General features: G+C 61.0%; 24 protein-coding genes. 15 read left to right on the top strand and 9 right to left on the bottom strand.

Going from position 1 to position 23542, the window contains the following annotated elements; translation table 11 throughout:
• Nucleotides 1-326: 326 nt before the first annotated feature.
• Together CSQ92_RS21630 and CSQ92_RS21625 are read right to left on the bottom strand one after the other, a co-directional pair.
• Nucleotides 327-614, bottom strand: coding sequence for a protealysin inhibitor emfourin (locus CSQ92_RS21630; RefSeq protein WP_034782459.1), 288 nt, complete (start codon nt 612-614; stop codon nt 327-329).
• An 89-nt stretch (nt 615-703) separates the two neighbouring features.
• Nucleotides 704-2101: a hypothetical protein gene (locus CSQ92_RS21625; RefSeq protein WP_070280946.1), complete on the bottom strand. Its 1398-nt coding sequence runs from the start codon at nt 2099-2101 to the stop codon at nt 704-706.
• Nucleotides 2102-2301: 200 nt separating this feature from the next.
• On the opposite strand from CSQ92_RS21625, the gene CSQ92_RS21620 reads away from it, so the two are divergent.
• The 4 genes from CSQ92_RS21620 to proX all read left to right on the top strand — a co-directional run bounded on the left by CSQ92_RS21620 (nt 2302) and on the right by proX (nt 6571).
• A complete protein-coding gene (locus tag CSQ92_RS21620) occupies nt 2302-2586 on the top strand; it encodes a polyhydroxyalkanoic acid system family protein (RefSeq protein WP_070260060.1) in 285 nt (94 codons plus the stop codon).
• A gap of 581 nt (nt 2587-3167) precedes the next feature.
• Nucleotides 3168-4403: a glycine betaine/L-proline ABC transporter ATP-binding protein ProV gene (gene proV, locus CSQ92_RS21615; RefSeq protein ID WP_034782568.1), complete on the top strand. Its 1236-nt coding sequence runs from the start codon at nt 3168-3170 to the stop codon at nt 4401-4403.
• The gene (proW, locus tag CSQ92_RS21610; protein WP_092611845.1) at nt 4400-5503 is read left to right on the top strand and encodes a glycine betaine/L-proline ABC transporter permease ProW; all 1104 of its coding nucleotides are present in this window, start codon (nt 4400-4402) and stop codon (nt 5501-5503) included. The genes proV and proW overlap by 4 nt, the downstream gene beginning before the upstream one ends.
• A gap of 9 nt (nt 5504-5512) precedes the next feature.
• Nucleotides 5513-6571, top strand: coding sequence for a glycine betaine/L-proline ABC transporter substrate-binding protein ProX (proX, locus tag CSQ92_RS21605; protein WP_034782466.1), 1059 nt, complete (start codon nt 5513-5515; stop codon nt 6569-6571).
• Between the two features lie 92 nt (nt 6572-6663).
• On the opposite strand, the gene CSQ92_RS21600 is transcribed toward proX, so the two are convergent.
• The 3 genes from CSQ92_RS21600 to CSQ92_RS21590 form a co-directional block, all read right to left on the bottom strand.
• The gene (locus CSQ92_RS21600; RefSeq protein ID WP_099395334.1) at nt 6664-7134 is read right to left on the bottom strand and encodes a GNAT family N-acetyltransferase; all 471 of its coding nucleotides are present in this window, start codon (nt 7132-7134) and stop codon (nt 6664-6666) included.
• Between the two features lie 43 nt (nt 7135-7177).
• The gene (locus CSQ92_RS21595) at nt 7178-7432 is read right to left on the bottom strand and encodes an acyl-CoA-binding protein (RefSeq protein WP_034782468.1); all 255 of its coding nucleotides are present in this window, start codon (nt 7430-7432) and stop codon (nt 7178-7180) included.
• 200 nt (nt 7433-7632) lie between these two features.
• The gene (locus tag CSQ92_RS21590; RefSeq protein WP_034782471.1) at nt 7633-7989 is read right to left on the bottom strand and encodes an FKBP-type peptidyl-prolyl cis-trans isomerase; all 357 of its coding nucleotides are present in this window, start codon (nt 7987-7989) and stop codon (nt 7633-7635) included.
• Between the two features lie 197 nt (nt 7990-8186).
• Between CSQ92_RS21590 and CSQ92_RS21585 the strand changes: the two genes are divergently transcribed.
• The 7 genes from CSQ92_RS21585 (at nt 8187) to CSQ92_RS21555 (ending at nt 16600) form a co-directional block, all read left to right on the top strand.
• Nucleotides 8187-9158: a YVTN family beta-propeller repeat protein gene (locus CSQ92_RS21585; protein ID WP_070260058.1), complete on the top strand. Its 972-nt coding sequence runs from the start codon at nt 8187-8189 to the stop codon at nt 9156-9158.
• A 14-nt stretch (nt 9159-9172) separates the two neighbouring features.
• Nucleotides 9173-9982, top strand: coding sequence for a polysaccharide deacetylase family protein (locus tag CSQ92_RS21580; RefSeq protein WP_180277082.1), 810 nt, complete (start codon nt 9173-9175; stop codon nt 9980-9982).
• The gene (locus tag CSQ92_RS21575) at nt 9979-11019 is read left to right on the top strand and encodes a sterol desaturase family protein (RefSeq protein WP_092611839.1); all 1041 of its coding nucleotides are present in this window, start codon (nt 9979-9981) and stop codon (nt 11017-11019) included. Before CSQ92_RS21580 ends, CSQ92_RS21575 begins: the two co-directional genes overlap by 4 nt.
• Nucleotides 11019-11846: an EI24 domain-containing protein gene (locus CSQ92_RS21570; RefSeq protein WP_099395332.1), complete on the top strand. Its 828-nt coding sequence runs from the start codon at nt 11019-11021 to the stop codon at nt 11844-11846. Before CSQ92_RS21575 ends, CSQ92_RS21570 begins: the two co-directional genes overlap by 1 nt.
• A 31-nt stretch (nt 11847-11877) precedes the next feature.
• Entirely contained in the window at nt 11878-12663 is a 786-nt protein-coding gene (locus CSQ92_RS21565) for a competence/damage-inducible protein A (protein ID WP_099395331.1), read from the top strand.
• 364 nt (nt 12664-13027) lie between these two features.
• Nucleotides 13028-16156 (top strand): transglycosylase domain-containing protein, encoded by a 3129-nt coding sequence (locus tag CSQ92_RS21560; protein WP_099395330.1) that lies wholly within the window; start codon nt 13028-13030, stop codon nt 16154-16156.
• 63 nt (nt 16157-16219) lie between these two features.
• Entirely contained in the window at nt 16220-16600 is a 381-nt protein-coding gene (locus CSQ92_RS21555) for a hypothetical protein (protein WP_099395329.1), read from the top strand.
• Here CSQ92_RS21555 and CSQ92_RS21550 read toward each other — a convergent pair.
• Entirely contained in the window at nt 16597-17202 is a 606-nt protein-coding gene (locus CSQ92_RS21550) for a glutathione S-transferase family protein (protein WP_099395328.1), read from the bottom strand. The two genes, CSQ92_RS21555 and CSQ92_RS21550, sit on opposite strands and share 4 nt — an antisense overlap.
• A 130-nt stretch (nt 17203-17332) precedes the next feature.
• Between CSQ92_RS21550 and CSQ92_RS21545 the strand changes: the two genes are divergently transcribed.
• Complete coding sequence (locus tag CSQ92_RS21545) at nt 17333-18685, top strand: TAXI family TRAP transporter solute-binding subunit (protein WP_099395406.1); 1353 nt, start codon at nt 17333-17335, stop codon at nt 18683-18685.
• A 13-nt stretch (nt 18686-18698) separates the two neighbouring features.
• Here CSQ92_RS21545 and CSQ92_RS21540 read toward each other — a convergent pair whose 3' ends face one another.
• The 3 genes from CSQ92_RS21540 to CSQ92_RS21530 all read right to left on the bottom strand — a co-directional run bounded on the left by CSQ92_RS21540 (nt 18699) and on the right by CSQ92_RS21530 (nt 19948).
• Nucleotides 18699-18983 carry an XRE family transcriptional regulator gene (locus CSQ92_RS21540; RefSeq protein ID WP_077400232.1) on the bottom strand — a complete coding sequence of 95 codons (285 nt, stop codon included), beginning with the start codon at nt 18981-18983 and terminating at the stop codon, nt 18699-18701.
• Nucleotides 18980-19330 carry a type II toxin-antitoxin system RelE/ParE family toxin gene (locus tag CSQ92_RS21535; protein ID WP_099395327.1) on the bottom strand — a complete coding sequence of 117 codons (351 nt, stop codon included), beginning with the start codon at nt 19328-19330 and terminating at the stop codon, nt 18980-18982. The genes CSQ92_RS21540 and CSQ92_RS21535 overlap by 4 nt, the downstream gene beginning before the upstream one ends.
• A 156-nt stretch (nt 19331-19486) precedes the next feature.
• Entirely contained in the window at nt 19487-19948 is a 462-nt protein-coding gene (locus CSQ92_RS21530) for a rhodanese-like domain-containing protein (protein ID WP_099395326.1), read from the bottom strand.
• 384 nt (nt 19949-20332) lie between these two features.
• On the opposite strand from CSQ92_RS21530, the gene glnA reads away from it, so the two are divergent.
• From glnA to glnL, 3 genes are all read left to right on the top strand, one after another.
• On the top strand, nt 20333-21748 hold the full coding sequence (gene glnA, locus CSQ92_RS21525; RefSeq protein ID WP_029496182.1) for a type I glutamate--ammonia ligase: 1416 nt from the start codon (nt 20333-20335) through the stop codon (nt 21746-21748).
• Nucleotides 21749-21904: 156 nt separating this feature from the next.
• The gene (locus tag CSQ92_RS21520; protein WP_306532435.1) at nt 21905-22414 is read left to right on the top strand and encodes a DUF4124 domain-containing protein; all 510 of its coding nucleotides are present in this window, start codon (nt 21905-21907) and stop codon (nt 22412-22414) included.
• 5 nt (nt 22415-22419) lie between these two features.
• Nucleotides 22420-23508 carry a nitrogen regulation protein NR(II) gene (gene glnL, locus CSQ92_RS21515; RefSeq protein ID WP_034782484.1) on the top strand — a complete coding sequence of 363 codons (1089 nt, stop codon included), beginning with the start codon at nt 22420-22422 and terminating at the stop codon, nt 23506-23508.
• The last annotated feature ends 34 nt before the right edge of the window (nt 23509-23542 follow it).

Genomic DNA, 23542 nt, shown 5'->3' with positions numbered 1-23542 from the left:
CTGTAGCGCCTGCAGGAAACTCGGCGGCGCATACTAAAGCAAAGCATTGTATTTTAAGGCAATTCGCTATTTCTCACAAATCCCGCTTATATACAATACATATAAGCAAATTCATTTTTTGACAGTGCCGTTGCCGCGCAGAGCGGGTAATTCAGCGACTATCCGGGACGTTGCCATAAAGAACGCGGCAAGAAAGCGACAGTCACCCGATGCGGCAGGGTGCAGGGTGGGCGGTGTGCTGGCTTGCCGTGTGGTGTTTTTGTTTTACTCAAATCAAGACCGGCACAAAATAAGCGCCGGAACAATCAGGCCAAGTGCCGGAACATTCAGGCGCTGGCGCGTATTTGCGTCAGTAACTGTTGCCAACGTGCATTTTCAGCACTGCCATCCTCGGCAAATGTGATGGTGCGGCGCGCGGTGGGCGCGTCGACGGTGATCTGCCATTGGGGGATATCGGCACCCACCTGCTGGCCCGTCGCCTGCGAGTGCGTGAAAAAGCCGCTGCTGGCCAATGCCGCTTCCAGTCCGGGGCCGGCCGGATGGGCTTGCGTATCGATGTCGTACTGTTCGCTCAGGCCGGCAAAGCCGCCGCTGCTGCGGGCTGAAATTTTCATGCTGCTCCTTCTGGTGGGCTGTGGTGGGGACGTGGTGCGGCATGTCATCGCCTGCTGTCGACTATTGACTGGCTTGCGGCGTATGGCATTTATCGGGGCGCGTAGCTGCGGCACCAGGCCGCCAGCGCTTCGCGCTCCGCTTCCAGCAAGTGGTCCGATTCGCTGTATTCCGCATGGTTCATGGTACCGCAGCAGGCGCGCCTGTCTTGCACGGCACCCTCGTCATCGACGATGCCTGCGGCAAAGGTCATTTGCCCATCCTCCGTCATGGCATTGTTCTTGAGCACTTCGCGCACGGTAAAGCTGTTGCGGATGAAGTCCAGGTAGGCGGTATAGCCGTCGGCCTGCGCCAGGGTCAGCATCTGGCCGGCCACGTCGGCATACGTGGCCGCATGGTCGGGAGACGCCACCAGGGCGCGCAAGACCAGGCTGCGCAGGTAGTCGCCGCAGCGGTGCAGCACGGCAGCGTCGTCTTCCAGCTGGGGCTGGCGTTCATGGGCAAAGATGTCGGCCAGGATGTCGTAGACGGCGCCTGTAAACACTTGCGAGATGGCGTGCACTTCCGTGCCTGCCTCCGACAATTTGATGTCATTGTCGGCATTGCGCAAACCGTTAGGCCGGCCCAGCGCCAGACCGAACTGTTCCGCCAGGTCGGCCAGGAAGGTTTTGTCGTGCAGATCGGACTTGGTTTGCGCGATCACGGCTTCGACCTGGTCCAGCTGCGACAGGGCCAGGAAGATGGCCGTCAGGTCGCCGAACGATTCGTGCAAGCCGCCCGTCTGCGGCGGGTTATTGTTGAGCAGCCAATTCGGTTTGAGGCCATCGAGGATGGCATGCCCAGTTTCATGCGAGACGATGTCGAGCGAACGGCAGGTATAGACGCGCTCGGTGGCGCCGCTGGGAATGAAATCGCCGAACTTGAGGGCCTTGTCGCTGCGGCTGTAGTACGCATTCATGACATTGGGCAAGCCGTGCGGAAACACGCGCAGCGGGGCCGTATTGCTGGCGCTATTCCATTGCCAGGGCAGGGGTGAGGCTGTGCCGTTGCTGGCCAGCGCGCGCTGGTACATGGTGAGCGTCATGCGCACGATGGCAAACGTGTGCACGGCGTCGAACTGGTCGGTATTGGGCGAGACGATGAAGTCGCCAAAGGCGTTCGGGCTGACCTGGGCGATGCCCGGCTCGCCAAAGGTGATGCGTGCATCGCGCGGGCCTTGCAGGGTCAGGCCCGCGAGGAAGGTCTTGCGCGTGCCCAGTTCGCTCACGGACGGGTCCTGCTTCCAGATCAGCACGCGCGAACCGACCGGCACGGCTTCGAGCTTGCGGGTGGTGGGGTCGAGCACGCGGGGCGGACCCGGCTGCAAGGTCAATTGCGCATTCTTGCGGTGCTGGCGGTAGGGCGCCGATGGGGTGGGGACATAGCCGACGGGCAGGGACACGCATTTGGTCAGCACGGCTTCGACCGGCACGATGACTTTCTGGTCCATGTTAGCTCTCCAAGACACTCGCAACTGGAATGGAGATAGTCGGCCCGCTTCGGTGGTTTTGGTTTGATGCGGCGCAAGTGCGGCGCAGGAAAGCGCGGTTTTTTCTGCGTGCCGGCGCCACCCATGGCCGCGGCTGCCGCATGGCGGCTGGTATGATGCTGGCCGTATTGCCCCCGTTTTTATAATAAAAGGATCGTTTGATGGCGGATATAAATATAGTTCAGCAACATAAGCTGACAGCAGAAAAGGCGCGCCAAGCGGCGCAGCAAGTGGCCGACAAGCTGGCCCAGGAATATGACCTGGCGTGCGCCTGGGATGGCGACGTGCTGCGTTTCGAGCGCAGCGGCGTCGACGGATCGCTGACCCTGGAAAAAGAGCAGGCGCAACTGCAAATCAAGCTGGGTTTCATGCTGAGCGCCTTCGCCTCCACGATTGAAGGCAAGATTGCCGAGAAGATGCGCAAGGTGTTTACCGAGCCGGCTTGACGGCTTTGCATCGCTTGTCCGGCGCCCGGTTTGGTGCTAGGGAGCGTGTCGCAGCGATGGGCGAAAAGACGATGAAAACAAGTCTCTTTTCGCCTTTTTTACGTCTGACTGTACGCTGGCGAACATTGCTAGCACATTTCTATTTGGAAAGCCATTGGACTTTGGTGGCTTTTTGCGTTATACTTGAGTCATATTTACAACAGCTACACCGCGTTTCACCTTCTGCTTCGCAGTACTCTCCACTCGCTGAGTGGTGAATAATTCTTCGGGTTTTACACCCGCATCCAGTTAAAAGTAGCTTGGTCGATTTTTTTCGGTCAAATACATTTGGTGCCATGTATTTGCATGGCGCTAGCGTTGTTAAAAGTCCTGAACCACAGCCTCTTTTAGCACGCACACGGCACCCCGGCACCGGCTTTGGCCATCCGCTGGTCACACGCGTGTCACCCCCTGTTTCCTGTCGCTCCCGTGCGCTTTTTGCGCCGTGGCGTAGCCGACGCAACAGGGTTTGCTGATTCCCGCCGCAAGCTAGCAGCTTGCTGGGTTTCATTCCATTCGTCAAATCGAGGGAGAACCACATCGTGGCAAAACAAATCATTATCGACCATGTGTTCAAAGTGTTCGGCGACAAGCCAGAAGAAGCACTTGAACTCGTCCACCAAGGCGCCAGCAAGCAGGATATCCTGGCCAAGACGGACTGCACCATCGGCGTTTTCGACGCCACCTTTACCATTGAAGCGGGCGAGATCTTCGTCATCATGGGCCTGTCCGGTTCGGGCAAGTCGACCCTTGTGCGCATGCTGAACCGCCTGATCGAGCCGACCGCCGGCCGCATCCTGATCGACGGCAACGACATCAATACCTTGCCGGACGCCCAGCTGCGCGCCCTGCGCCGCAAGGACATCAGCATGGTGTTCCAGTCGTTCGCGCTGCTGCCGCAAATTACCGTGCTCGACAACACTGCCTTCGGCATGGAACTGGCCGGCATGCCGAAAGCTGAGCGCCATGCGCTGGCCCAGCAAGCGCTGGAGCAAGTGGGCCTGGACGGCTACGGCGCCAGCTATCCCGACGAATTGTCGGGCGGCATGCAGCAGCGCGTGGGCCTGGCCCGTGCATTGGCTTGCGATCCATCGATTTTGCTGATGGATGAAGCATTTTCCGCGCTCGATCCGATTATTCGTACGGAAATGCAATCGGAACTGCTGCGCTTGCAGCAAATCAAGCGCCGCACCATCGTCTTCATTTCGCATGACCTCGACGAAGCCATGCGCATCGGCGACCGCGTCGCCATCATGAAAGACGGCCACGTGGTGCAAGTGGGCACGCCGGAAGAAATCCTGCGCAAGCCTGCCAACGATTACGTGCGCAATTTTGTGCGCGGCGTGGATGCGGCGGCCGTGTTCAAGGCCAGCGATATTGCCCGCAAGAGCCAGATCGTCGTCTCCGAGTCGCCGAGCCGCGGTTCGCGCGCCGCGCTGTCGATGCTGGAAGAGCAGGATCGCGCCTTTGCGTATGTCGTCAATCCGCAGCGCAAGTTCCTCGGCGTCGTCTCGGCCGATTCGCTGCGCAGTGCGCTCGACGGCCATGTGGGACCGCTGGGCCTGGCGCATGCCTATCTGCCCGACGTGCAGACCATCAATGCAGATGAGCCAGTCGCCGGCCTGTTCGGCCAGGTGGCGCAACTGCCTTACGCCGTCCCTGTGGTGGCCAATGACGGCAGCTTCCGCGGCGCCATCAGCAAGACGACCTTGCTGAAGTTCCTCGACCGCGACACGCCAGCCATTGCCGAGCCACAACAACAGAAAGGACAAGCATGAACCCAAGCACCGTTTCCACAGTAGAACCTGTTGTTGAACAGGCCGCCCAAATCAATCCCTGGGCGCTGACGCCGCCCACCGACGCCAGCACCGCCTGGCTGGACGCCGCCGCGCCTGCCGTGCAGCCGGAACATGCGAGCGGCTTTCACCTGACACAGATCTTCGACGGCTCGCTGCCGCTGGAAAGCTGGATCAACCAGGGCCTGGGTTGGGTTGTCACCCATTTCCGTCCTTTCTTCCAGGCCGTGCGTGCGCCGATCGACAGCGTGCTGTCCGGCGTGGAAGGCGTGCTGCTGGCGGCCCCGTCACTGACGGTGATCGCCATCATCGGCTTGCTGGCGTGGCAATTTACCAGCCGTACCCTGGCCATCGGTACCGTGCTGGCGCTGCTGGTGGTGTCGATGCTGGGCATCTGGCCGGAAGCCATGACCACCCTGTCGCTGGTATTGACGTCGCTGGCTTTCTGTCTGGCCATCGGCTTGCCGCTGGGTATTTTCCTTGCCAGCAGCGACCGCGCGCAGAATATCCTGCGTCCCCTGCTGGACGCCATGCAGACGACGCCTGCCTTCGTCTACCTGGTGCCCGTGGTGATGCTGTTTGGTATCGGTAATGCGCCAGGCGTGATCGTGACGATCATCTTTGCCCTGCCGCCGCTGGTGCGTTTGACCAACCTCGGTATCCGCCAGGTGCGTCCCGACCTGATCGAAGCGGCCCGCGCCTATGGCGCCTCGCCGTGGCAGCTGCTGACCCGCGTGCAATTTCCGCTGGCCATGCCGTCCATCATGGCCGGTATCAACCAGTCGCTGATGCTGTCGCTGTCGATGGTCGTGATCGCCTCGATGATCGCCGTGGGGGGCCTGGGCCAGATGGTATTGCGCGGCATTGGCCGCCTGGACATGGGCCTGGCAACCGTGGGTGGCCTGGGCATCGTGCTGCTGGCCATCACCCTGGACCGATTGACGCAAGCGATGGGCCAGCCACGCCGTGGCGTGCGCCATTGGTACCAGACGGGTCCTGCCGGTTTCGTGCTGCGCCTGGTGCGCGGCAACACGGACAAAAATAATGTTGAACAGCAAGCAACGCTGGCCAACGCACAATAAAGGATACACATGCATCAAATTGACAATTTTAAAGTGACGCAAAAATCGCAACGCAAGTTCCAGCTGTTTTCCGCCCTGGCGATCGCCGCCCTGGCCCTGACCACCAGCCTGGCCATGGCGCAGACGCCGGCCGTGGCCGCCGATGCGCTGCCCGGCAAGGGCGTCAAGGTGCAGCCGCTGCAAAGCTCGATCGCGGAAGAAACCTTCCAGACCATGCTGGTCGACAAGGCCCTGGAAAAGCTGGGCTACGAAGTGCAGCCGATCAAGGAAGTGGAGTATCCGACCGCGCATATCGCCATCGCCAACGGTGACGCCACCTTCATGGCAGTGCACTGGGATCCGATGCACAAGGATTTCTATAACAATGCGGGCGGCGACGCCAAGCTGTTGCGCACGGGCCAATACGCCGGTCCTGCCGCACAAGGTTATCTGATCGACAAGGCGACGGCCGAGAAGTACAACATCACGAATATCGACCAGTTGCGCGACCCCACCCTGGCCAAGCTGTTCGACCACGATGGCGACGGCAAGGCCGACTTGACGGGTTGCAACCCCGGCTGGGGCTGCGAAGCGCTGATCGAGAACCACATGGATGCGTATAAATTGCGCGAGACGGTGACGCACGTGCAGGGCAGCTATGCGGCCCTGATCGCCGATACCCTGGGCCGCTACAAGCGTGGCGAGTCCATCCTGTATTACACGTGGACGCCGTATTGGGTCAGTGGCGTGCTGGTGCCGGGCAAGGACGTGGTCTGGCTGAAAGTGCCGTTCTCGGCCAATCCGGACAAGGTGAATACCCGCCTCGACGATGGCAGCGACTACGGTTTTGCCGTCAACACGGCGCGCATCGTGTCGAACAAGGCCTGGGCGGAGAAAAATCCGGCCGCGGCCAAGCTGTTCGAAGTGATGCAATTGCCCGTGGCGGACATCAATGCGCAGAACGAGCGCATGCGCCGCGGCGAAAACACGCAGGCCGATATCGCCCGCCATACGGCTGGCTGGATCAAGTTCCACCAGCAAAAATTTGATGGCTGGATCGCGCAAGCGCTGGCGGCGGCAAAGAAGTAAGTTTCAGCGCTACCCGGCATTGAAAGAAGTGGCTACCGATTCGGTAGCCACTTTTGCGTTAACGGCCTGTTTTTGTGGTTTTTGGTGAGTTTTTAGGCCCTTTCGGCCAGTTTTAGGTGCAAAATGGGGAAAGGCTTGCCGAACGGGTCGCATTCCGAGCGGTTTTCCACGATAAAGCCCAGGTGCCGGTAAAAGCCATATGCCTGCGTATTGTGTTCGTTGACATCGACGGCCGTGGCGCCCAGCGCCGCGAGGGCATGCCGGACCAGCGCGCGACCGGCGCCGCTGCCGCGCCGGTCGGGATGCACGAACAGCATCTCGATCTTGGCGTGCTCGACGCACAGGAAGGCCTGAGCGACGCCGTCATCGGCGCGCAGCACGTGCAGCAGGCTTGCTGCCGTCACCCTGGCCAGCTCATCGCGGACGAAGGGCATCAGGAAGGCGATATCGCTATCGGCGAGAAAATCGTGGGTGGCGCGTACGGACAGGTGCCAGACGTCGAACAAACGGGGCAGGTCGTCGGCATGGGCCAGCGAAACCCGGGAAATCGGTGATGGTGTCATACAGAAATTATACTGCCCCGGCAAGTGCCGGGGCAGGGGAAGATCAGTCCTTCAAGTCTTCGATCAGGTCGATGTATTGCTGTTGCGCCTCTTCCTTCGAGGTGCCGGCCAGGGCCGCCCAGGCGTCGAACTTGGCGCGGTTGACGAAGTCGGTCATGCCAGGACGCTCGCCCGTGGCGTCGCCGCTCGAGGCTTGCTTGAACAAGGCATAGATTTTCAACAAGGTCATATTGTCCGGACGCTCGGACAGGGTCTTGGAATCGAGCTGCGCTTGTTCGAATTGCTCTTGTAAACTCATGATGGCTCCTGTGTGCTGATGGAATCGCTGGAAAAGTGCGGCAGGCCCGGCGGAGTGGCCACCGTGCGTGCTGCAGTGCCTGACATCATAGTGAAAAAAGCGTGCCGTGCATTAGAGGACACACTCAAAACAAAAACGCCGCCGCTGAGTGAACAGGGGCGGCGCCTGGTACAGTCGCTTGCGCGCTGCGGAGTCTGTTCTTATACGCCCAGCAGTTCAACGTCGAAAATCAGGGTGGCGTTCGGTGGAATCACGCCGCCGGCGCCGCGTGCGCCATAGCCCAGTGCTGCAGGGATGATCAGCTGGCGCTTGCCGCCCACTTTCATGCCTTGCACGCCTTCATCCCAGCCTTGAATGACGCGGCCGGCGCCCAGCGGGAATTCGAATGGGTCGTTGCGGTCCTTGCTCGAGTCAAATTTCGCGCCGGCGCTGCCGTCGTCGTTTTGCAGCCAGCCCGTGTAATGCACGACAACATTGTTGCCAGCTTGCGCTTCAGCGCCTTCGCCAACGGTGGTATCGATGTATTGCAGGCCGGAAGCGGTAGTGGTGGTGGTCATGATAATCCTTGTGTAGGCGATGAAAGCTTCAGATTGTAGAGCAATGAGTTGCAAAGCGCCATTCCAGGCCCGGCGCAGGGAAAAACCAGAAATTACGACGATGTGTGGCTGCCGGTCGCATTTAAGGGGGGATTTAACACAATAAATACAGTGTTCCACGTAAAATGCATGTTTTGTATTTAACAGTGATTTCTTCCATGTTCCGCAGTCTATGCCGCCTTGTTTTTTCCTCGCTGTGCCTGGTTTCCGCAATATCGACGGCGCAAGCCGAAGTGGTGGTGGTGCTCAATTCCCGTGATGCTACGGTGCAACTGCTGGACCAGAAAACCTATGCTCCCCTGTCTACCTTTGCCGTCGGCAAGGAACCGCACCATCTGATGGAAACGCCGGATGGCAAGTCGCTGATCGTCGCCAGTTCCGTCGGCAACGAGCTGATTTTCCTCGACCCTGTCTCGGGCCAGATCCAGCGCCGCATCAGCAATATCCTCGATCCTTACCAGATCGGCTTTTCGCCGGACCAGAAGTGGTTCATTTCAAATTCGCTGCGCCTGGACCGCATCGACCTGTACCGCTACGACGGCAAGAACCTGACCCTGGCCAAGCGCATCCCGCTGCCGAAGTTGCCCAGCCACATGGCGTTCACGGCCGACAGCACCATGGCTTTCATCACGCAGCAGGGCAGCAACCAGGTCAGCGCCATCGATCTGGCCACGCAAACAGTCAAGTGGACCATGCCCGTCGGCCCGGCGCCAGCCGGCATCACGATGACGCCCGATGGCAAGCATTTGCTGGTCGGCATCATGGGCAGCGATTATGTGGAAGTGATCGACTGGCGCACGCAAAAGACCGTCAAGCGCATCAAGGCGGGCGCCGGCACGCATAATTTCCGCGCGCTGGGGGACAACCGCATGACGTTCGTCTCGAACCGCGTGTCGAACACGATCAACATCATCGACCAGAAAACCCTGGAAAACGTGGGCACCATCAATGTGCCGGGCGGCCCCGACTGCATGGAAATCACGCCCGATGGCAAGACCATGTGGGTGACCCTGCGCTGGATCAAGAAAGTGGCCGTGATCGACCTGACGACGCGCAAGGTCATCAAGACCATACCGGTGGGCCGCTCGCCCCATGGCGTGTATTTCGCCACCCACTCGCCGCGCATGTGATGGCGGGTGTGCTGATGAAACGTCTGGTTTCCGCGTGCCACGTGCCCGCCATGCTGTTGTGCGTCAGCGCCATGCTGTCGCCCGCGCAGGCCGTCGTACCTGTCGCCCCGGCCGCCTGCAAGGGCACCATCTACATGACCTTCGACACGGGCAGCCAGTCGCAAGCGCAACTGATCGCCGACGTGCTGAATCAACGCCATGTGAAGGCAACCTTCTTCCTCGCCAATGAAAAGACCACGCGCGGAGATTATTCGCTCGATGCCTCGTGGGCGCCGTACTGGAAAGCCCGGGTCGCCGAAGGCCATGCGTTCGGCACGCATACGTTTGACCATGTGTACTGGAAGAAGGATCTGGCCAACGGTTTGATCCAGGTCAAGCCCCAGTTCGGCAAGGACGGCGGCAAGCTGGCGTCGTTCACGGATAAACAGTTCTGCGAGGAATTGCGCCGCGTCGATACGCGCTTCCAGGAATTGACCGGGCACAAGCTCGACCCATTCTGGCGTGCGCCGGGCGGCTACACGTCGCCGCGCACCCTGGCGGCCGGCAGCGCCTGCGGCTACCAGCATGCGGGCTGGGCGCCTGCGGGGTATTCCGGCGATGAGCTGCCCAGCGACAAGTATCCGAACGCCATGTTGCTGAAAAAAGCGCTGGCGAACTTGCGCAGCGGCGATATTTTCATTTCGCATATGGGCATCTGGTCGCGCAAGGATGCGTGGGCGCCCGCCAACCTGGACGCCTTGATTTCCGGCTTGCAAGACAAAGGGTTCTGCTTTGCCACGCTGCGCGAGCATCCTGCCTACGCGCAGAAGAAGGGCCAGCCATGATCGCCGCCGACATCCTCGGCCACGTCACTCCCGTCATCGACGCCGTCGTCGACGCCTTTGGCGTGGCGCAGGGCTGGCTGTTCCAGACCATCGTGAACCCCCTCGTGTATCACCTGGGCTTTGGCGAATTCACGGAAGAAGCGTTCGAGGGCACGGAGTGGCTGCTGATCGGCCTGTGCGAACTGGTGCTGCTGTTTCTTGTGCTGCGCCCGCTTGAAGCCTTGATTCCCGCGCAAAAGATCACCGACCCGCGCGCCCGCTGGAACGATTTTATCTACACCGTGCTGCACCGCATCGGCCTGTTTTCTGTCGTGGTCTTTTTCACGCTCGATCCGCTGATGGATGCATTGGCGGGCGCCTTGCGTTTCGACAATATTCATCCCCTGAACCTGGAATCGCTGTTGCCCGGCATCAGTCCCTTGCTCAGTTTTATCATTTATTTTGTGATACTGGACTTCGTCGACTATTGCTACCACCGGGCCTCGCACCATTTCGGCTGGTGGTGGGGCTTGCACAGCCTGCATCACAGCCAGCAAAACATGAACTTGTGGAGCGATGACCGCAACCACCTGCTCGATGACTTCCTGCGCGACGTGGTGATGGCCCTGGTGGCGCTCGGTATCGGTGTGCCGCCGGGCCAGTATGTGCTGCTGGTGTCGATTTCGCGCATCCTGCAAAGCTTGCAGCATGCAAATGTGAGGATACACTTCGGCCGCATCGGTGAGCGGCTGCTGATCTCGCCCCGTTTCCACCGCACGCATCACGCGATTGGCGTGGGGCACGAGTCGAAAGGCAAGGGCAGCATGGGCGGTTGCAACTTCGGCGTGGTCTTGCCGATTTGGGATATGCTGCTGGGCACCGCGAATTTCTCGGCGGGCTATGCGCGCACGGGTGTGCGCGACCAGCTGGCCCGTATCGATAGCAAGGGCATGGGCCGGCCGGGGCGCAGCTATGGCCACGGCTTCTGGCAGCAGCAATGGCTGGGCCTGCGCCGCATGGTGGAATTTGCAAGAATCAAACGAAAAGGACGCCGTTGATGCGTAATGTGTTGAATTCGTATGGCCGTGCTTTCCTGTCGCAATTGCACGGCAGGATATTGCTGCTGAGCGTGGCGCCGTTCATCCTGTCGCTGGTGCTGTGGGGTGGACTGCTGTATGTGGGCTTGCAGCCGCTGATCGACAGCCTGCATGCGCTGTTTACGCAGTACGATTTCTTCCGCACCAGCGGGCAGGTGCTGTCCACCTTTGGCCTGGGCGTGCTGAAGGCCGTGATCGTGCCGCTGATCGCCATGTTCATGCTGCTGCCGCTGATGATCCTGACGGCGCTGATCTTCATGGGCCTGTTCGCCATGCCGGCCATCGGCCGCCATATCGGCGGGCGGCACTTTCCTGAGCTGGAAAAGAAACATGGCGGCAGCCTGCTGGGCAGCGTGGGGACGTCCCTGGCCACCTTTTTGCTGTTCATCATCGCCTGGGTCATCCTGCTGCCCCTGTACGCGTTTCCGCCGGCCGCGCTGGCGGGACAAGCCGTGCTATGGGGCTGGCTGACCTACCGCGTGATGGCGTATGACGCCATGGCCGACTACGCCAGCGCGGAAGAGCGCCACGCCATCATGCGCACGCAGCGCTGGCCCCTGCTGGCCATCGGCATGGTGTCCGGCGCGGCCGGCGCCGTGCCGGGCATGCTGTGGATGGGCGGCGTGATGTCGGTGGTGTTCTTCCCCTTCCTGGCGGCGTTCGCCATCTGGCTGTATGTGCTGATCTTTATCTTCACGGGCCTGTGGTTCCAGTATTACTGCCTGGAAGCACTGTCGCGTTTGCGGGGCGTACGCGGCATGACCGACGTGGCGCCGGCGGACGCCTGAGTATTTTTATCGAATTCTACGAGGGAGCTTCATGGCTATCGGATTGATCATCATCGGCGACGAAATCCTGTCGGGCAAGCGCACGGACCAGCATTTCCCGAAAGTAGTGAGCATGCTCAAGGCACGGGGCTTGCAGCTGAGCTGGGCGGAATACGTGGGCGACGAGCCGGCCCGCCTGGTCGCCCTGCTCAAGCGCAGCTTTGCCAGCGGCGACATCGTCTTCAGCTTTGGCGGCATCGGCGCCACGCCGGATGACCATACGCGCCAGGCGGCGGCCGATGCGCTGGGCTTGCCGCTGGTGCTGCATCCGCAGGGCAAGGTCAATATCCAGCAGCGCATCACGGAAATGGGCCTAGAGGCGGGCGTGCCGGCCGATTTGAACTCGCCGGAAAACCTGCACCGCCTGAAAATGGCGGAATTTGTCGAAGGCGCCGAGCTGATTCCGAATCCGTACAACAAGATTGCCGGCTTTGCCATACGCGAACATTATTTCGTGCCCGGCTTTCCCATCATGTCCTGGCCCATGATCGAATGGGTGCTCGACACGCATTATGCGCACCTGTTCAACCAGGTGCCGCGCGCGGAACACGCCTTGCTCGTGTATGAAACGGCCGAATCCCTGCTGACGCCGCTGATGGTGCGCCTGGAAACAGAGTTTCCGCTGATTAAGGTGTTCAGCCTGCCCAGCGTGGGCGATGCGCAGACGCGCCGGCATATCGAACTGGGCGTCAAGGGCGAGCCCGCGCAGGCAGAGGCCGCCTTCGCGCAGATGTGCGCCGCGCTCGATACCTTGCAAGCGGAATACACCACCATCTGACATGCAGCCAGCCCGGCGCCGGCGGCTTTTTCGCCGGCGTCCAGCCCGCCTTGCATCTATGTACGCAAGCGTACATTCCAAGACGTTGTTTTTTTGCGAAAATCTTCAATGAAGCAAGATTTTTGTGTGCGCTCGTCAGTCGTTCCCATGCCGATGTGGTGGAATGGTGAACAGGAGCCTGGCGTGTCAAACGCGGGGCTGCCTGCCTGTGCAGTAGCGTGTTTTTTTGATTCACCGGTATGGACATCATGTTAAGCAAGCTTTGTCGTGACCGGCCCTGGCCGGCCCTGGTCTTATCCCGCGCGGAGCGGTATCGCTACCGCATTTCCCGCGCCGTCCAAACCCAACCTTACCCCAGCATCCCATGAAAGACACAGGCGTCAATCTGGCCGCGCAAGAGCGGCCCCCCTCTGATCCACTCTCCGACACGGGCGCCGAGGCGCCGCCGCCGGCGCGCCCGCCGAAGAAGCGCCGTTCGCGCATCTGGCCCATCTTTGCCATCATCGTGCTGGCGCTGATCGCCGGCGCGGCGTGGTTCGTCATGCGCGAAGTGCGCACCTCGGCCCTGCAGGCGGAGTTTTTCACGCGCCTGGACCGCCAGCTGGCGTTCAAGGTCGAGCCTGGCCCGGCACCGGCGGGCGCCATCCGCTATCCGCAGCACGGGCCATATGATGAGCGGCTCGGCTATGCCAGCCTGCCGGATTTTATTAGCAAGCTCAATGCGCGCGACTATGAAGTGACGGCGCAGGCGCGCATGTCGCCGAAAATGGTGCAATTGGTCGACCGGGGCATCTTTGCCACGTACCACGAGAAAAACCGCGCCGGACTGACCATCCTCGATTGCCGCGCCGCGCCCCTGTTCGCGGCCAGCTATCCCGAGCGCATGTTCGACGGCTTTGCCGAAGCGCCGCCCGCGCTCGTGCAAAGCCTGCTGTTCATCGAAAACCGCGAATTGCTCGACCCGGGCACGCCCGAGCGCAATCCCGCCGTGGAATGGGACCGTTTGAGCAAGGCTGTCCTCGACAAGGCGCTGAACCTGTTCGGCGGCCACCGCAGTGGCGGCGGCAGCACTCTGGCTACCCAAATTGAAAAATACCGGCATTCGGAAGACGGCCGCACCAGTTCCATGCAGGACAAGTTGCTGCAGATGATTTCGGCCAGCCTGCGCTCGTACCAGGATGGCGAAAACACCATGGAAGCGCGGCGCAAGATCGTCGTCAATTACCTCAATACCGTGCCGCTGTCGGCAAAGAGCGGTTTTGGCGAAGTCAACGGCATTGGCGACGGCATGTGGGTCTGGTATGGCAGGCCATTTGCCGAAGTGAAGACTTTGCTCAAGGGTAATATGGACCAGCCGGGCAGCGCGCTGGCCTACAAGCAGGCGCTGAGCCTCTTGATCGCGCAGCGCCGTCCATCGCATTACCTGGTGGCCGGCGGCGCCGACCTGGAAGAATTGACCAACAGCCATCTGCGCCTGCTGGCGCAAGCGGGCGTGATTTCGCCGCAGCTGCGCAATGCGGCCATCGCCGAGAAGCTGCGTCCGTCGACGGCGTCCGGCGTGCAATCGGAAGCATCGACCTCGTTCGTCACGCGCAAGGCCTCGAATGCCGTGCGTAATCACCTGGCCAGCATGCTGGGCGACCCGCGCTTGTACAACCTCGACCGCCTCGACCTGAAAGTGGTCAGCACGCTCGACGCGCAGGCGCAAAACGCCGTCACCAAGGTCTTGCGCGAATTGCGCGATCCGGAAGTGGCGAAAGCGGCCGGCCTGACGGGCAAGGGCATGCTGGGCAATGGCGACCCGGCCAACGTGGTCTACAGCTTTACCCTGCTGCAAAAGGGCGATCAAGCCAACTTGCTGCGCGTGCAGACGGATAACTACGACCAGCCGCTCGACATCAACGAAGGCGCCAAGCTGGACCTCGGTTCCACGGCCAAGCTGCGCACCCTGGTCACCTACCTGGACATCATCGACCAGTTGCACCAGCGCTACAGTGGCATGGGCGCCGCCGAGCTGAATAAGATCGCCGTCGATCCCAAGGACATGCTGTCGCAGTGGGCGATTGCCTATCTGAAACCGTTGGCACTCGGCGAGGCGCGCAACCTGCCGGCCATGCTGGCGGCCGCCATGGAACGCAAATATTCGGGCAACCCGGGCGAAGGCTTCTTCACGGGCGGCGGCTTGCACCATTTCGGCAACTTCTCCAAGCTCGACGACAGCCGCATCATGACCTTGCAGCAGGCGCTGCGCCAGTCGACCAACCTGGTGTTCGTGCGCCTGATGCGCGACGTGGCCCGCTATTACATGTTTTCGCGTCCCGATTCCTCGGCCTCGTTGCTGGCGGATGCGGATGATCCGCGCCGGGCCCAGTACCTGAGCCGTTTTGCCGACAAGGAAGGGCGTGAATTCCTGCACCGCTTCTATCAGAAATACCGCGGCAAGAGCGTTGACGAGCAGGAAAAGATTTTGTTGGCCAGCATCCGCCCGACCCCCGTGCGCCTGGCCAATATTTTCCGCACCGTCAATCCGAAGGGGACCGTCGCGGAATTTGGCGATTTCCTCAATGCCAACTTGACGTCGCAAAACGAAGTACCGCCCGAACGCGTCGCCAAGATGTACCAGCAGTACGCGATGGAAAACTGGTCGCTGGCCGACCGTGGCTACCTGGCCAATGTGCATCCGCTGGAACTGTGGATGGTGGCGTATCTGCGCCAGCACGAAGGTTCCACCCTGTCGCAGATGGTGGCGGCCAGCGAGAAGGAACGCCAGGAAGTCTATAAATGGCTGTTCAATACGCACCGCAAGCATGCGCAGGACCGCCGCATCGCCAACTTGCTGGAAGTGGAAGGGTTCCTGGAAATCCACCGCCAGTGGAAGAAGATGGGCTATCCATTCGATTCGCTCGTGCCGTCGTACGCGACGACCCTGGGCGCATCGGCCGACCGTCCCGCCGCACTGGCCGAGTTGATGGGCATCATCATCAACGATGGCGTGCGTAAACCGAGCGTGCGCATCGATTCCATGCATTTCGCCGCCAATACGCCATACGACACCATGGTCAAGCGTGGCACGAAGGTGGAAGCTGAGCAAGTGCTGTCGCCGGACGTGGCGAAGGCAGTGGCCAAGGCCATCCGCGAAGTGGTGTCGGACGGTACGGCGAAACGGGCGAAGACGGCGTTTGTCGGCGCCGATGGCGTGCCGATCCCCATGGGCGGCAAGACGGGTACGGGCGACCAGCGCTTCGACGTGTACGGCGCCGGTGGCCGCCTGATCGAGTCGCGCTATGTGAACCGCTCGGCGACATTTGTGTTCAATATCGGCGAGCGCTTCTATGGCAGCATGACGGCGTATGTGCGCGGACCGGAATCGAAGAACTACGATTTCACCAGTGCCTTGCCCGTGCAGCTGCTGGTGTCCCTGGCGCCGAGTTTGATGCCGCTGATCGAGGCGCCCGCGCCAGCCGAGGGCGTGGCCAAGCAGTGCACGAATTAAATCGTTGCTGCAATTAAAAGCCGGCCTGAATGGGCCGGTTTTTTTATGGAGGAGAAAGAATCCATGGAAAGAACACAGCAGATATTTGCGCAATATCACCGTTTTGACGATGGCGCGCTCGTATCATTCGAGCAAGCATATGGACCCCGGGGCGTGCAGAGCGTGCGCATCGTGGTGTACGCGAGGAATCATGAACTGGAAGGCAATGTCTGGCGCAAAGTCGCCATCACGGTGGGAGAAGTGCGGGAGGTACTGATCAGGACGCCGGGCAACTTCATCAACCGCATCTGCTGCGGCGTGAAGTTGCTGCGTTTCGGCGATGTCTGGTGCGTCGATATCGACGGCACGTATGCGCACGCCGACCCGGCGACCCTTGAGGAAGTGCGCCGCGATGGCGATTGCTATGTCATCGGCGGCACGGTCGAGGCAATCGAACTGGACTAACCGGCAAACACGGCCGTTTTACCTTCCAGGCGCGCGTGATACGCGGCGATGGCCGGATAGTCGGGACGCTGCATGGGCGCCATCAGCCAGCGCTTGACGGACAGGCCCAGCACGATATCGGCCAGGGTGAACGCTTCGCCGCAGACGAAGGCGCCCGTGCGCTGCAGCTGCTGCTCCAGCACGCCCATCATCTTGTTCCATCCGGCAATACCGGCCGCCAGCTGCGCCGCATCCTGGTGGGCCGGGCTGTGGCGCACCAGCGACATGAAGGCGTAGCGCCAACTGTTGTTCAAATCGCCCATTTGCCAATCCATCCATTTTTCCACTTCCGCGCGGGCACGCGGATTACTCGGCAGCAAGTCGTCGCGGCCCGCCTGGGCGCACAGGTAGCGGCAAATCGTGTTCGATTCCCACAGCACCAGGTCGCCGTCGAGCAGCACGGGCACCATGGCGTTCGGGTTCAAGGCGAGAAAAGCCGGGTCGTCCGTGCTGCGAAAGCCGCTGCCCCAGTCTTCGCGTTCATACGGCAGGTCGAGTTCCTCGCACGTCCACAGGACTTTACGGACATTGATCGAAGCGGCTTTTCCAAGAATTTTCAGCATGCGGGACTCCATAGGCAGGTGGGCGATCCAGAACTGTAGCCGAATTGGCCGCGCCGCGCATGTGAAAGTGCCTTGCATAGTTGGGGTTTTCTTGGCATCGTAGCCACCCATGAAACCTATGCGCCACCACATGTCCAAAATCCTCGCGTTCAGCCGCTTTTCCGTGCGCGACTTCCTCGCCACCGCCGGTCCCACCTTGCTGCTGGTCGGCGCGTTTTGCGCGCTCGCGTACTGGCTGGTCGACCCCGCGCCGCCACGCCAGGTGAGCCTGTCGACGGGGCAGGACAATAGCGCGTATGAAGAGTTCGGCAAGAAATATGCGGCCACGCTGGCCAAGCACGGCATCAAGGTGACCTTGCAGCCGTCGCTGGGTTCGCAGGAAAACCTGCAGCGCCTGAACGCGGGCAAGACCGATATTGCCTTCGTGCAAAGCGGCTCGACGGAACATGACGATGCCGAGCGCCATGGCTTGATTTCCCTGGGCAGCCTGTTTACGGAGCCCGTCTGGCTGTTCATGCGCGAAGACAAGGCCGTGACGGAGCTGACGCAACTGAAGGGCATGAAGATCAACCTGGGGCCGGAAGGCACGGGCGTGCCCGGCCTGTTCCGCCAGTTGCTGTCCGTAAATGGCGTCGAAGCCAAGGACTTGACGGTGAGCGACTTGCAGAACACGCCTGCCACGGTGGAGCTGCTGGAAGGGCGCATCGACGGTCTCGTGTTCAGCTCGGCGCCGGAAGCGCCGCTGATCCAGATGCTGCTGCAAACGCCGGGCATCAAGCTGTTTGACTTTTCACAGGCGGAAGCGTACACGCGGCGCCTGCCTTTCCTTACGCATGTCGTCTTGCCACGCGGCATCGTCGACCTGGGGCAGAACATTCCCGCGCAGGATTATCACCTGATCGCGCCGACCGCCACCCTGGTCGCGCGCGAAGACTTGCATCCTGCCTTGGTTGACCTGTTCGTGCAGGCGGCAGCCGGCATCCATGGCGGCACGGGCTGGTTCCAGCAGCAGGGACAGTTCCCATCCGCGCGCTACACGGAGATTCCCGTGGCACCGGAAGCGCTGAAATTCTACAAGGATGGCGCGCCTGTGCTGCAGCGCTACATGAGTTTCTGGCTGGCCAATTTCTTTGACCGCATGTGGGTGCTGGTGGTGGCGCTGGGCGCCTTGATCCTGCCCCTGTCGCGCGTGGTGCCGCCCCTGTACGTGTGGCGCATCCGCTCGCGCGTGTACCGCTGGTACGGCCAGCTGCGCACGGTCGAGCAGGCGCTGGAAGACGTGCCGGAAGCGCAGCGCGCGCAAGTCTATGCGGCGCAATTGCAACGGCTGGACCAGATCGAGGAAATGGTCAACCAGATATCGATACCGCTGTCGTTTGCCGATGGTTTGTATGGCTTGCGCAGCCACATCAATTTCGTGCGCAAGCGCATCCTGACTCTGATGGGCGAGCATCCGGCGCCCGAGGCGGGCGAGCCGGCCTGAACGTTGAACCCGCTTAAACGAGGGTGATCGACAGCTTGCGCCCGACCAGCGCGGCGGCCCGCTCCAGGGTAGAGAGCGTCACGTCGCTGCTGGGGTCGAGCAGGCGGTCGAGTTGCGAACGGCTCGTCTGCAGCAGGGCTGCCATGCGCGTCTTCGACAGCGATTGTTCCTGCATGGCCTGCGTCAGTTGCCAGGCGATCACTTCCTTGATGGCACGGGTTTGCGTTTGCTCAAAGATGCCTTCTTCCTTGAGGAAGTCGTCGAGACTGCTGCCGAGGTGGGGAGCGGTGGCGTTCATGTCAGTTCCTTGTGGCGTTTGCGGGCCAGCGCCAGGTCGTCGTCCGGCGTGGCGCGGGTTTTCTTGATAAAGCCGTGCAGCGCCACCAGGCAATCGCCGTGATGGCAGATCAGCACGCGCGCGATGCGGTTGCCGGGCAAGCTGCTGCGCACTTCCGACACACCGTGCCCCAAGTGGCGGCACAGGGGCATGCCCACGGGCCAGCGCCATTGCGCATGCATCAAGTCTTGCCCGATCACATGACGCTCTTCGATGGGTAAGGATTTGAGCCAGTCGCGCACGGGTTCGCCGCCATTGCCGTTCGCATAGAACAGCAGGGTAATCTGCCGTAAGCCGGAAGCATCCATGACGCACCTCTACGTTGTACTATATAAGGTACATATTCGCAAGGTAAATCTGCGCCGCTCTTGAAAAAGCGGGCGTGCATGGATGGTTGTAGCCGATGGCGGACCGCATGGTGGCCCGCCAGATCAAACACTGTTCAGATAATTCGGCTGCCAGTGTCAGGCGCCCAGCCACGGCAACCCCGCCTTGCACCAGCCGCCGATCTGCTTGCGGTGGCCATCGGCGTCCTTGTCACCCTCGAAGCCTTCGAGGATGTCGAAGCAGTTGATATAGCCGTGCTCCGTCGCCAGCTTGGCGGCATGGCGCGAACGCACGCCGGAGCGGCACAGGAACAGCAGCACCTCATCCTTGCCGGCCTGGGCGGCCAGTTGCGCGAGGAAATCGGGATTCGGCGCGCCGCCCGGATACGTGGCCCACTGCACCGCACCATGCTGGGTATCGGCGATGTCGACCCGGCCGACCCAATCGCGCTCGGCATTCGTGCGCACATCGATGAGCTTGGCGGCAGCGTCGCCTTGCAGCAGGTCGTACGCTTCCTGCGGCGTGACGGCGCCGGCATAGGGCGTGCCTTCATTGGCCCGGCTGCGGGCGGTGGTCAGGATGTCGGCGGCGGTAGTCATGGCGTCCTCGATGAAAGTGGGCAGGTGTGTACGATTATAGTGCGCCGTCCGCGCCCCGCAAACGGGAAACCATGGTGCACAGTCGTTGCACCACAACGAGGCATTTTCCAGAAATTCATACAAAATGCACGATAATGGTGCGTTATTCGTTTTTTGCACTTGCATAGTGCATTCTTGATTTGACGCAAACGCAGCAGGAAAATCGCGGGCATGAAACTTTCACTGGGATGGCAGTAATTTTGTTGCCGGCACCAGGGGGCTCCTGGAGCTGGCATGGAATCTGCTATGATCCTTATGAGTTTTGGTGGCACGCAATGTTTGCTTCGCTTCATCAGCCCAGACGCACTAAGGTCGGCTCACCCCACATTCATTTAGGAGATACGCATGGCAATGACAGCCGCAGAAGTCTTGAAGATGGTAGAAGAAAACGAAGTCAAATTCGTTGATTTCCGCTTTGCCGATACCCGTGGTAAAGAGCAGCACGTGACGGTTCCCGTGTCGCACTTCGACATGGACAAATTCGAGTCGGGCCACGCCTTTGACGGTTCGTCGATCGCTGGCTGGAAAGGCATTGAAGCGTCCGACATGATCTTGCTGCCGGATCCAAACACGGCCAATATCGACCCGTTCATGGAAGAAACGACCTTGTTCATGCAGTGCGACGTGATCGAACCGTCGGACGGCAAGGGCTATGACCGCGACCCGCGCTCGATCGCGAAACGCGCCGAAGCCTACCTGAAATCGTCGGGCATGGGCGACACCGCCTACTTCGGCCCTGAGCCGGAATTCTTCATCTTCGACAGCGTGCGCTGGAAGATCGACATGTCGGGCTGCTTCGTCAAGATCGGTTCGGACGAAGGTTCGTGGTCGACCGGCAAGGACATCGAAGGCGGCAACAGCGGCCACCGTCCTACCGTCAAGGGCGGCTACTTCCCGGTGCCACCAGTGGACAGCTTCCAGGACATGCGTTCGGAAATGTGCCTGATCCTGGAATCGCTGGGCATCCCGGTTGAGGTACATCATCACGAAGTGGCCGGCGCCGGCCAGAATGAGATCGGCACCAAGTTCTCGACCCTGGTCGAGCGCGCCGACTGGACGCAAAACCTGAAATACGTGGTGTGGAACGTGGCGCACAGCTATGGCAAGACCGCCACCTTCATGCCGAAACCTATCGTTGGCGACAACGGTTCGGGCATGCACGTGCATCAATCCGTATGGAAAGATGGCAAAAACCTGTTCGCCGGCGACGGCTATGCCGGCCTGTCCGATTTCGCCCTGTACTATATCGGCGGCATCATCAAGCACGCCAAGGCACTGAACGCGATCACGAATCCGGGCACCAACTCGTACAAGCGTCTGGTACCAGGCTACGAAGCGCCAGTGAAACTGGCGTACTCGGCGAAAAACCGTTCCGCCTCGATCCGCATCCCGCACGTGGCCAATCCAAAAGGCCGCCGCGTCGAAGCGCGCTTCCCGGACCCACTGGCGAACCCGTACCTGTGCTTCGCCGCACTGCTGATGGCTGGCCTGGACGGCGTTGCCAACAAGATCCATCCGGGCGAAGCCGCCTCGAAAGATCTGTACCATCTGCCGCCGGAAGAAGACGCACTGATCCCGACCGTGTGCGCTTCGCTGGAAGAAGCTCTGGACGCACTGGACAAGGACCGCGAGTTCCTGACCCGTGGTGGCGTGTTCAGCGATTCGATGATCGACGCTTACCTGGAACTGAAAATGCAGGACGTACAGCGCATGCGCATGACCACGCATCCTGCCGAGTTCGACATGTACTACTCGCTGTAATGGCGCCATGCCGGCAATGTGCCGGTAGTGAATAAAAAACGCGGGTGAGGCGATGGTCTTGCCCGCGTTTTTTTATGCAGTACGCCAAGGCGGTGATCGTGCGGTGTTGTATAGTCGGCCCAGGAACGATGCGGCATGTGCCGACAGGAGTGAAGATTGACCAAGCATTACAGAATGGCGCTGATGGCAGGATTGCTGGGCGCGGCGGCACAGGCGCACGGGCAGCTGTATGTGTGCGCCGATGCGCAAGGACACAAGACGTACACGGACAAGCGGGCTGGCGCGCATTGCCAGCTGCTCGATTTACCGGGCGCCATGACGGAGCCGCCACGCAAGACGGCGCCGCTGGCCGGCGCGCCTGCCCGGCCCGCCATGCAGGCGGCGGCCACCGCGGCGCCTGCCGCCGGCGCGTTTCCCAAGGTCGATGGCGCCGAGCAGCGCGCGCGCGACCTGGACCGGCGCCAGATCCTGCAGGACGAATTGCGCAGCGAAGAACTGAAACTGGCGGCCCAGCGCCTGGAATTCAACGCCGGCCAGCCCGAGCGCCAGGGCAATGAGCGCAACTATGCGAAATATCAGGAACGGGTGGTGCAATTGAAGGACAACATTAGCCGAACACAGCAGAACGTCGAGGCCCTGAAACGCGAGATCGCGAATATTCGGTAAAGCACATGACACCAGACAACCATTCCAGCCGTCCCGCCCACCTGGCCGGCCTTGATTTGCTCGCTTCAGCCGTGATCCTGCTCGACGGCGACGGCCGCATCAGCTATGCCAACGCGGCGGCCGAAAACCTGCTGGAAAGCTCATTGAAAGCCCTGTCGCGGCAAAAGCTGACGGCGCTGTTCCTCAATCCCGACGAGCTGTCCGGTATTTGCGCGCAGGCGCTCGAACATAAATTTTCCGACTTGCGGCAGGACCTGAGCCTGGAACGCCTGGGGCGCGAACCGCTGCGCGTGCACAGCATCATCAGCGCGCTCGACGCGCCGCGCGACGGCGTGCTGATCGAGCTGCGCGAAAACGTGCAGCAGCTAAAGCTCGACCGCGAGGAGCGCATCCTCGACCAGAGCCAGGTCAACAAGGAGCTGATCCGCAACCTGGCGCATGAAATCAAGAACCCGCTGGGCGGCATCCGCGGCGCGGCCCAGCTGCTGGAGCTGGAATTGCCGGCCCTGCACCTGAGCGAGCTGCGCGAATACACGCAAGTCATCATCAAGGAAGCGGACCGCCTGCAAACCCTGGTCGACCGCCTGCTGGCGCCGCACCGCCGCCCGCATATCGTGGGCGACGTGAATATCCACGAAGTGTGCGAGCGCGTGCGCAGCCTGATCCTGGCCGAATTTCCCAGTGGCTTGACTATTTCGCGCGATTACGATGCCTCGATCCCCGAGTTTCGCGGCGACAAGGAACAATTGATACAAACCGTGCTCAACATCGCGCACAACGCGGCGCAAGCCCTGGCCGAGCGCATCGAGGCGGGCGATGCGGAGCTGATTTTCAAGACGCGCGTGGCGCGCCAGGTGACCCTGGCCAAGGTCCGTTACGGCCTGGCATTAGACTTGCATATCATTGACAATGGACCGGGCATCGCACCCCAGATCCGCGACCGGATTTTCTACCCGCTGGTGTCGGGCAGGGAAGGCGGCAGCGGGTTGGGACTGACCTTGGCGCAAACCTTCGTGCAACAGCACCTGGGCGTGATCGAGTGCGAAAGCCGGCCTGGATACACCGATTTCAGGATCGTTCTACCCTTGCCATAAGCGAGGAGGTATCCCACCCATGAAATCCATTGCG

This window comes from Janthinobacterium sp. BJB446 (assembly GCF_002735655.1).
Taxonomy (GTDB): Bacteria; Pseudomonadota; Gammaproteobacteria; order Burkholderiales; family Burkholderiaceae_D; genus Janthinobacterium; species Janthinobacterium lividum.
This window is presented reverse-complemented; position numbering and strand designations above follow the sequence as displayed.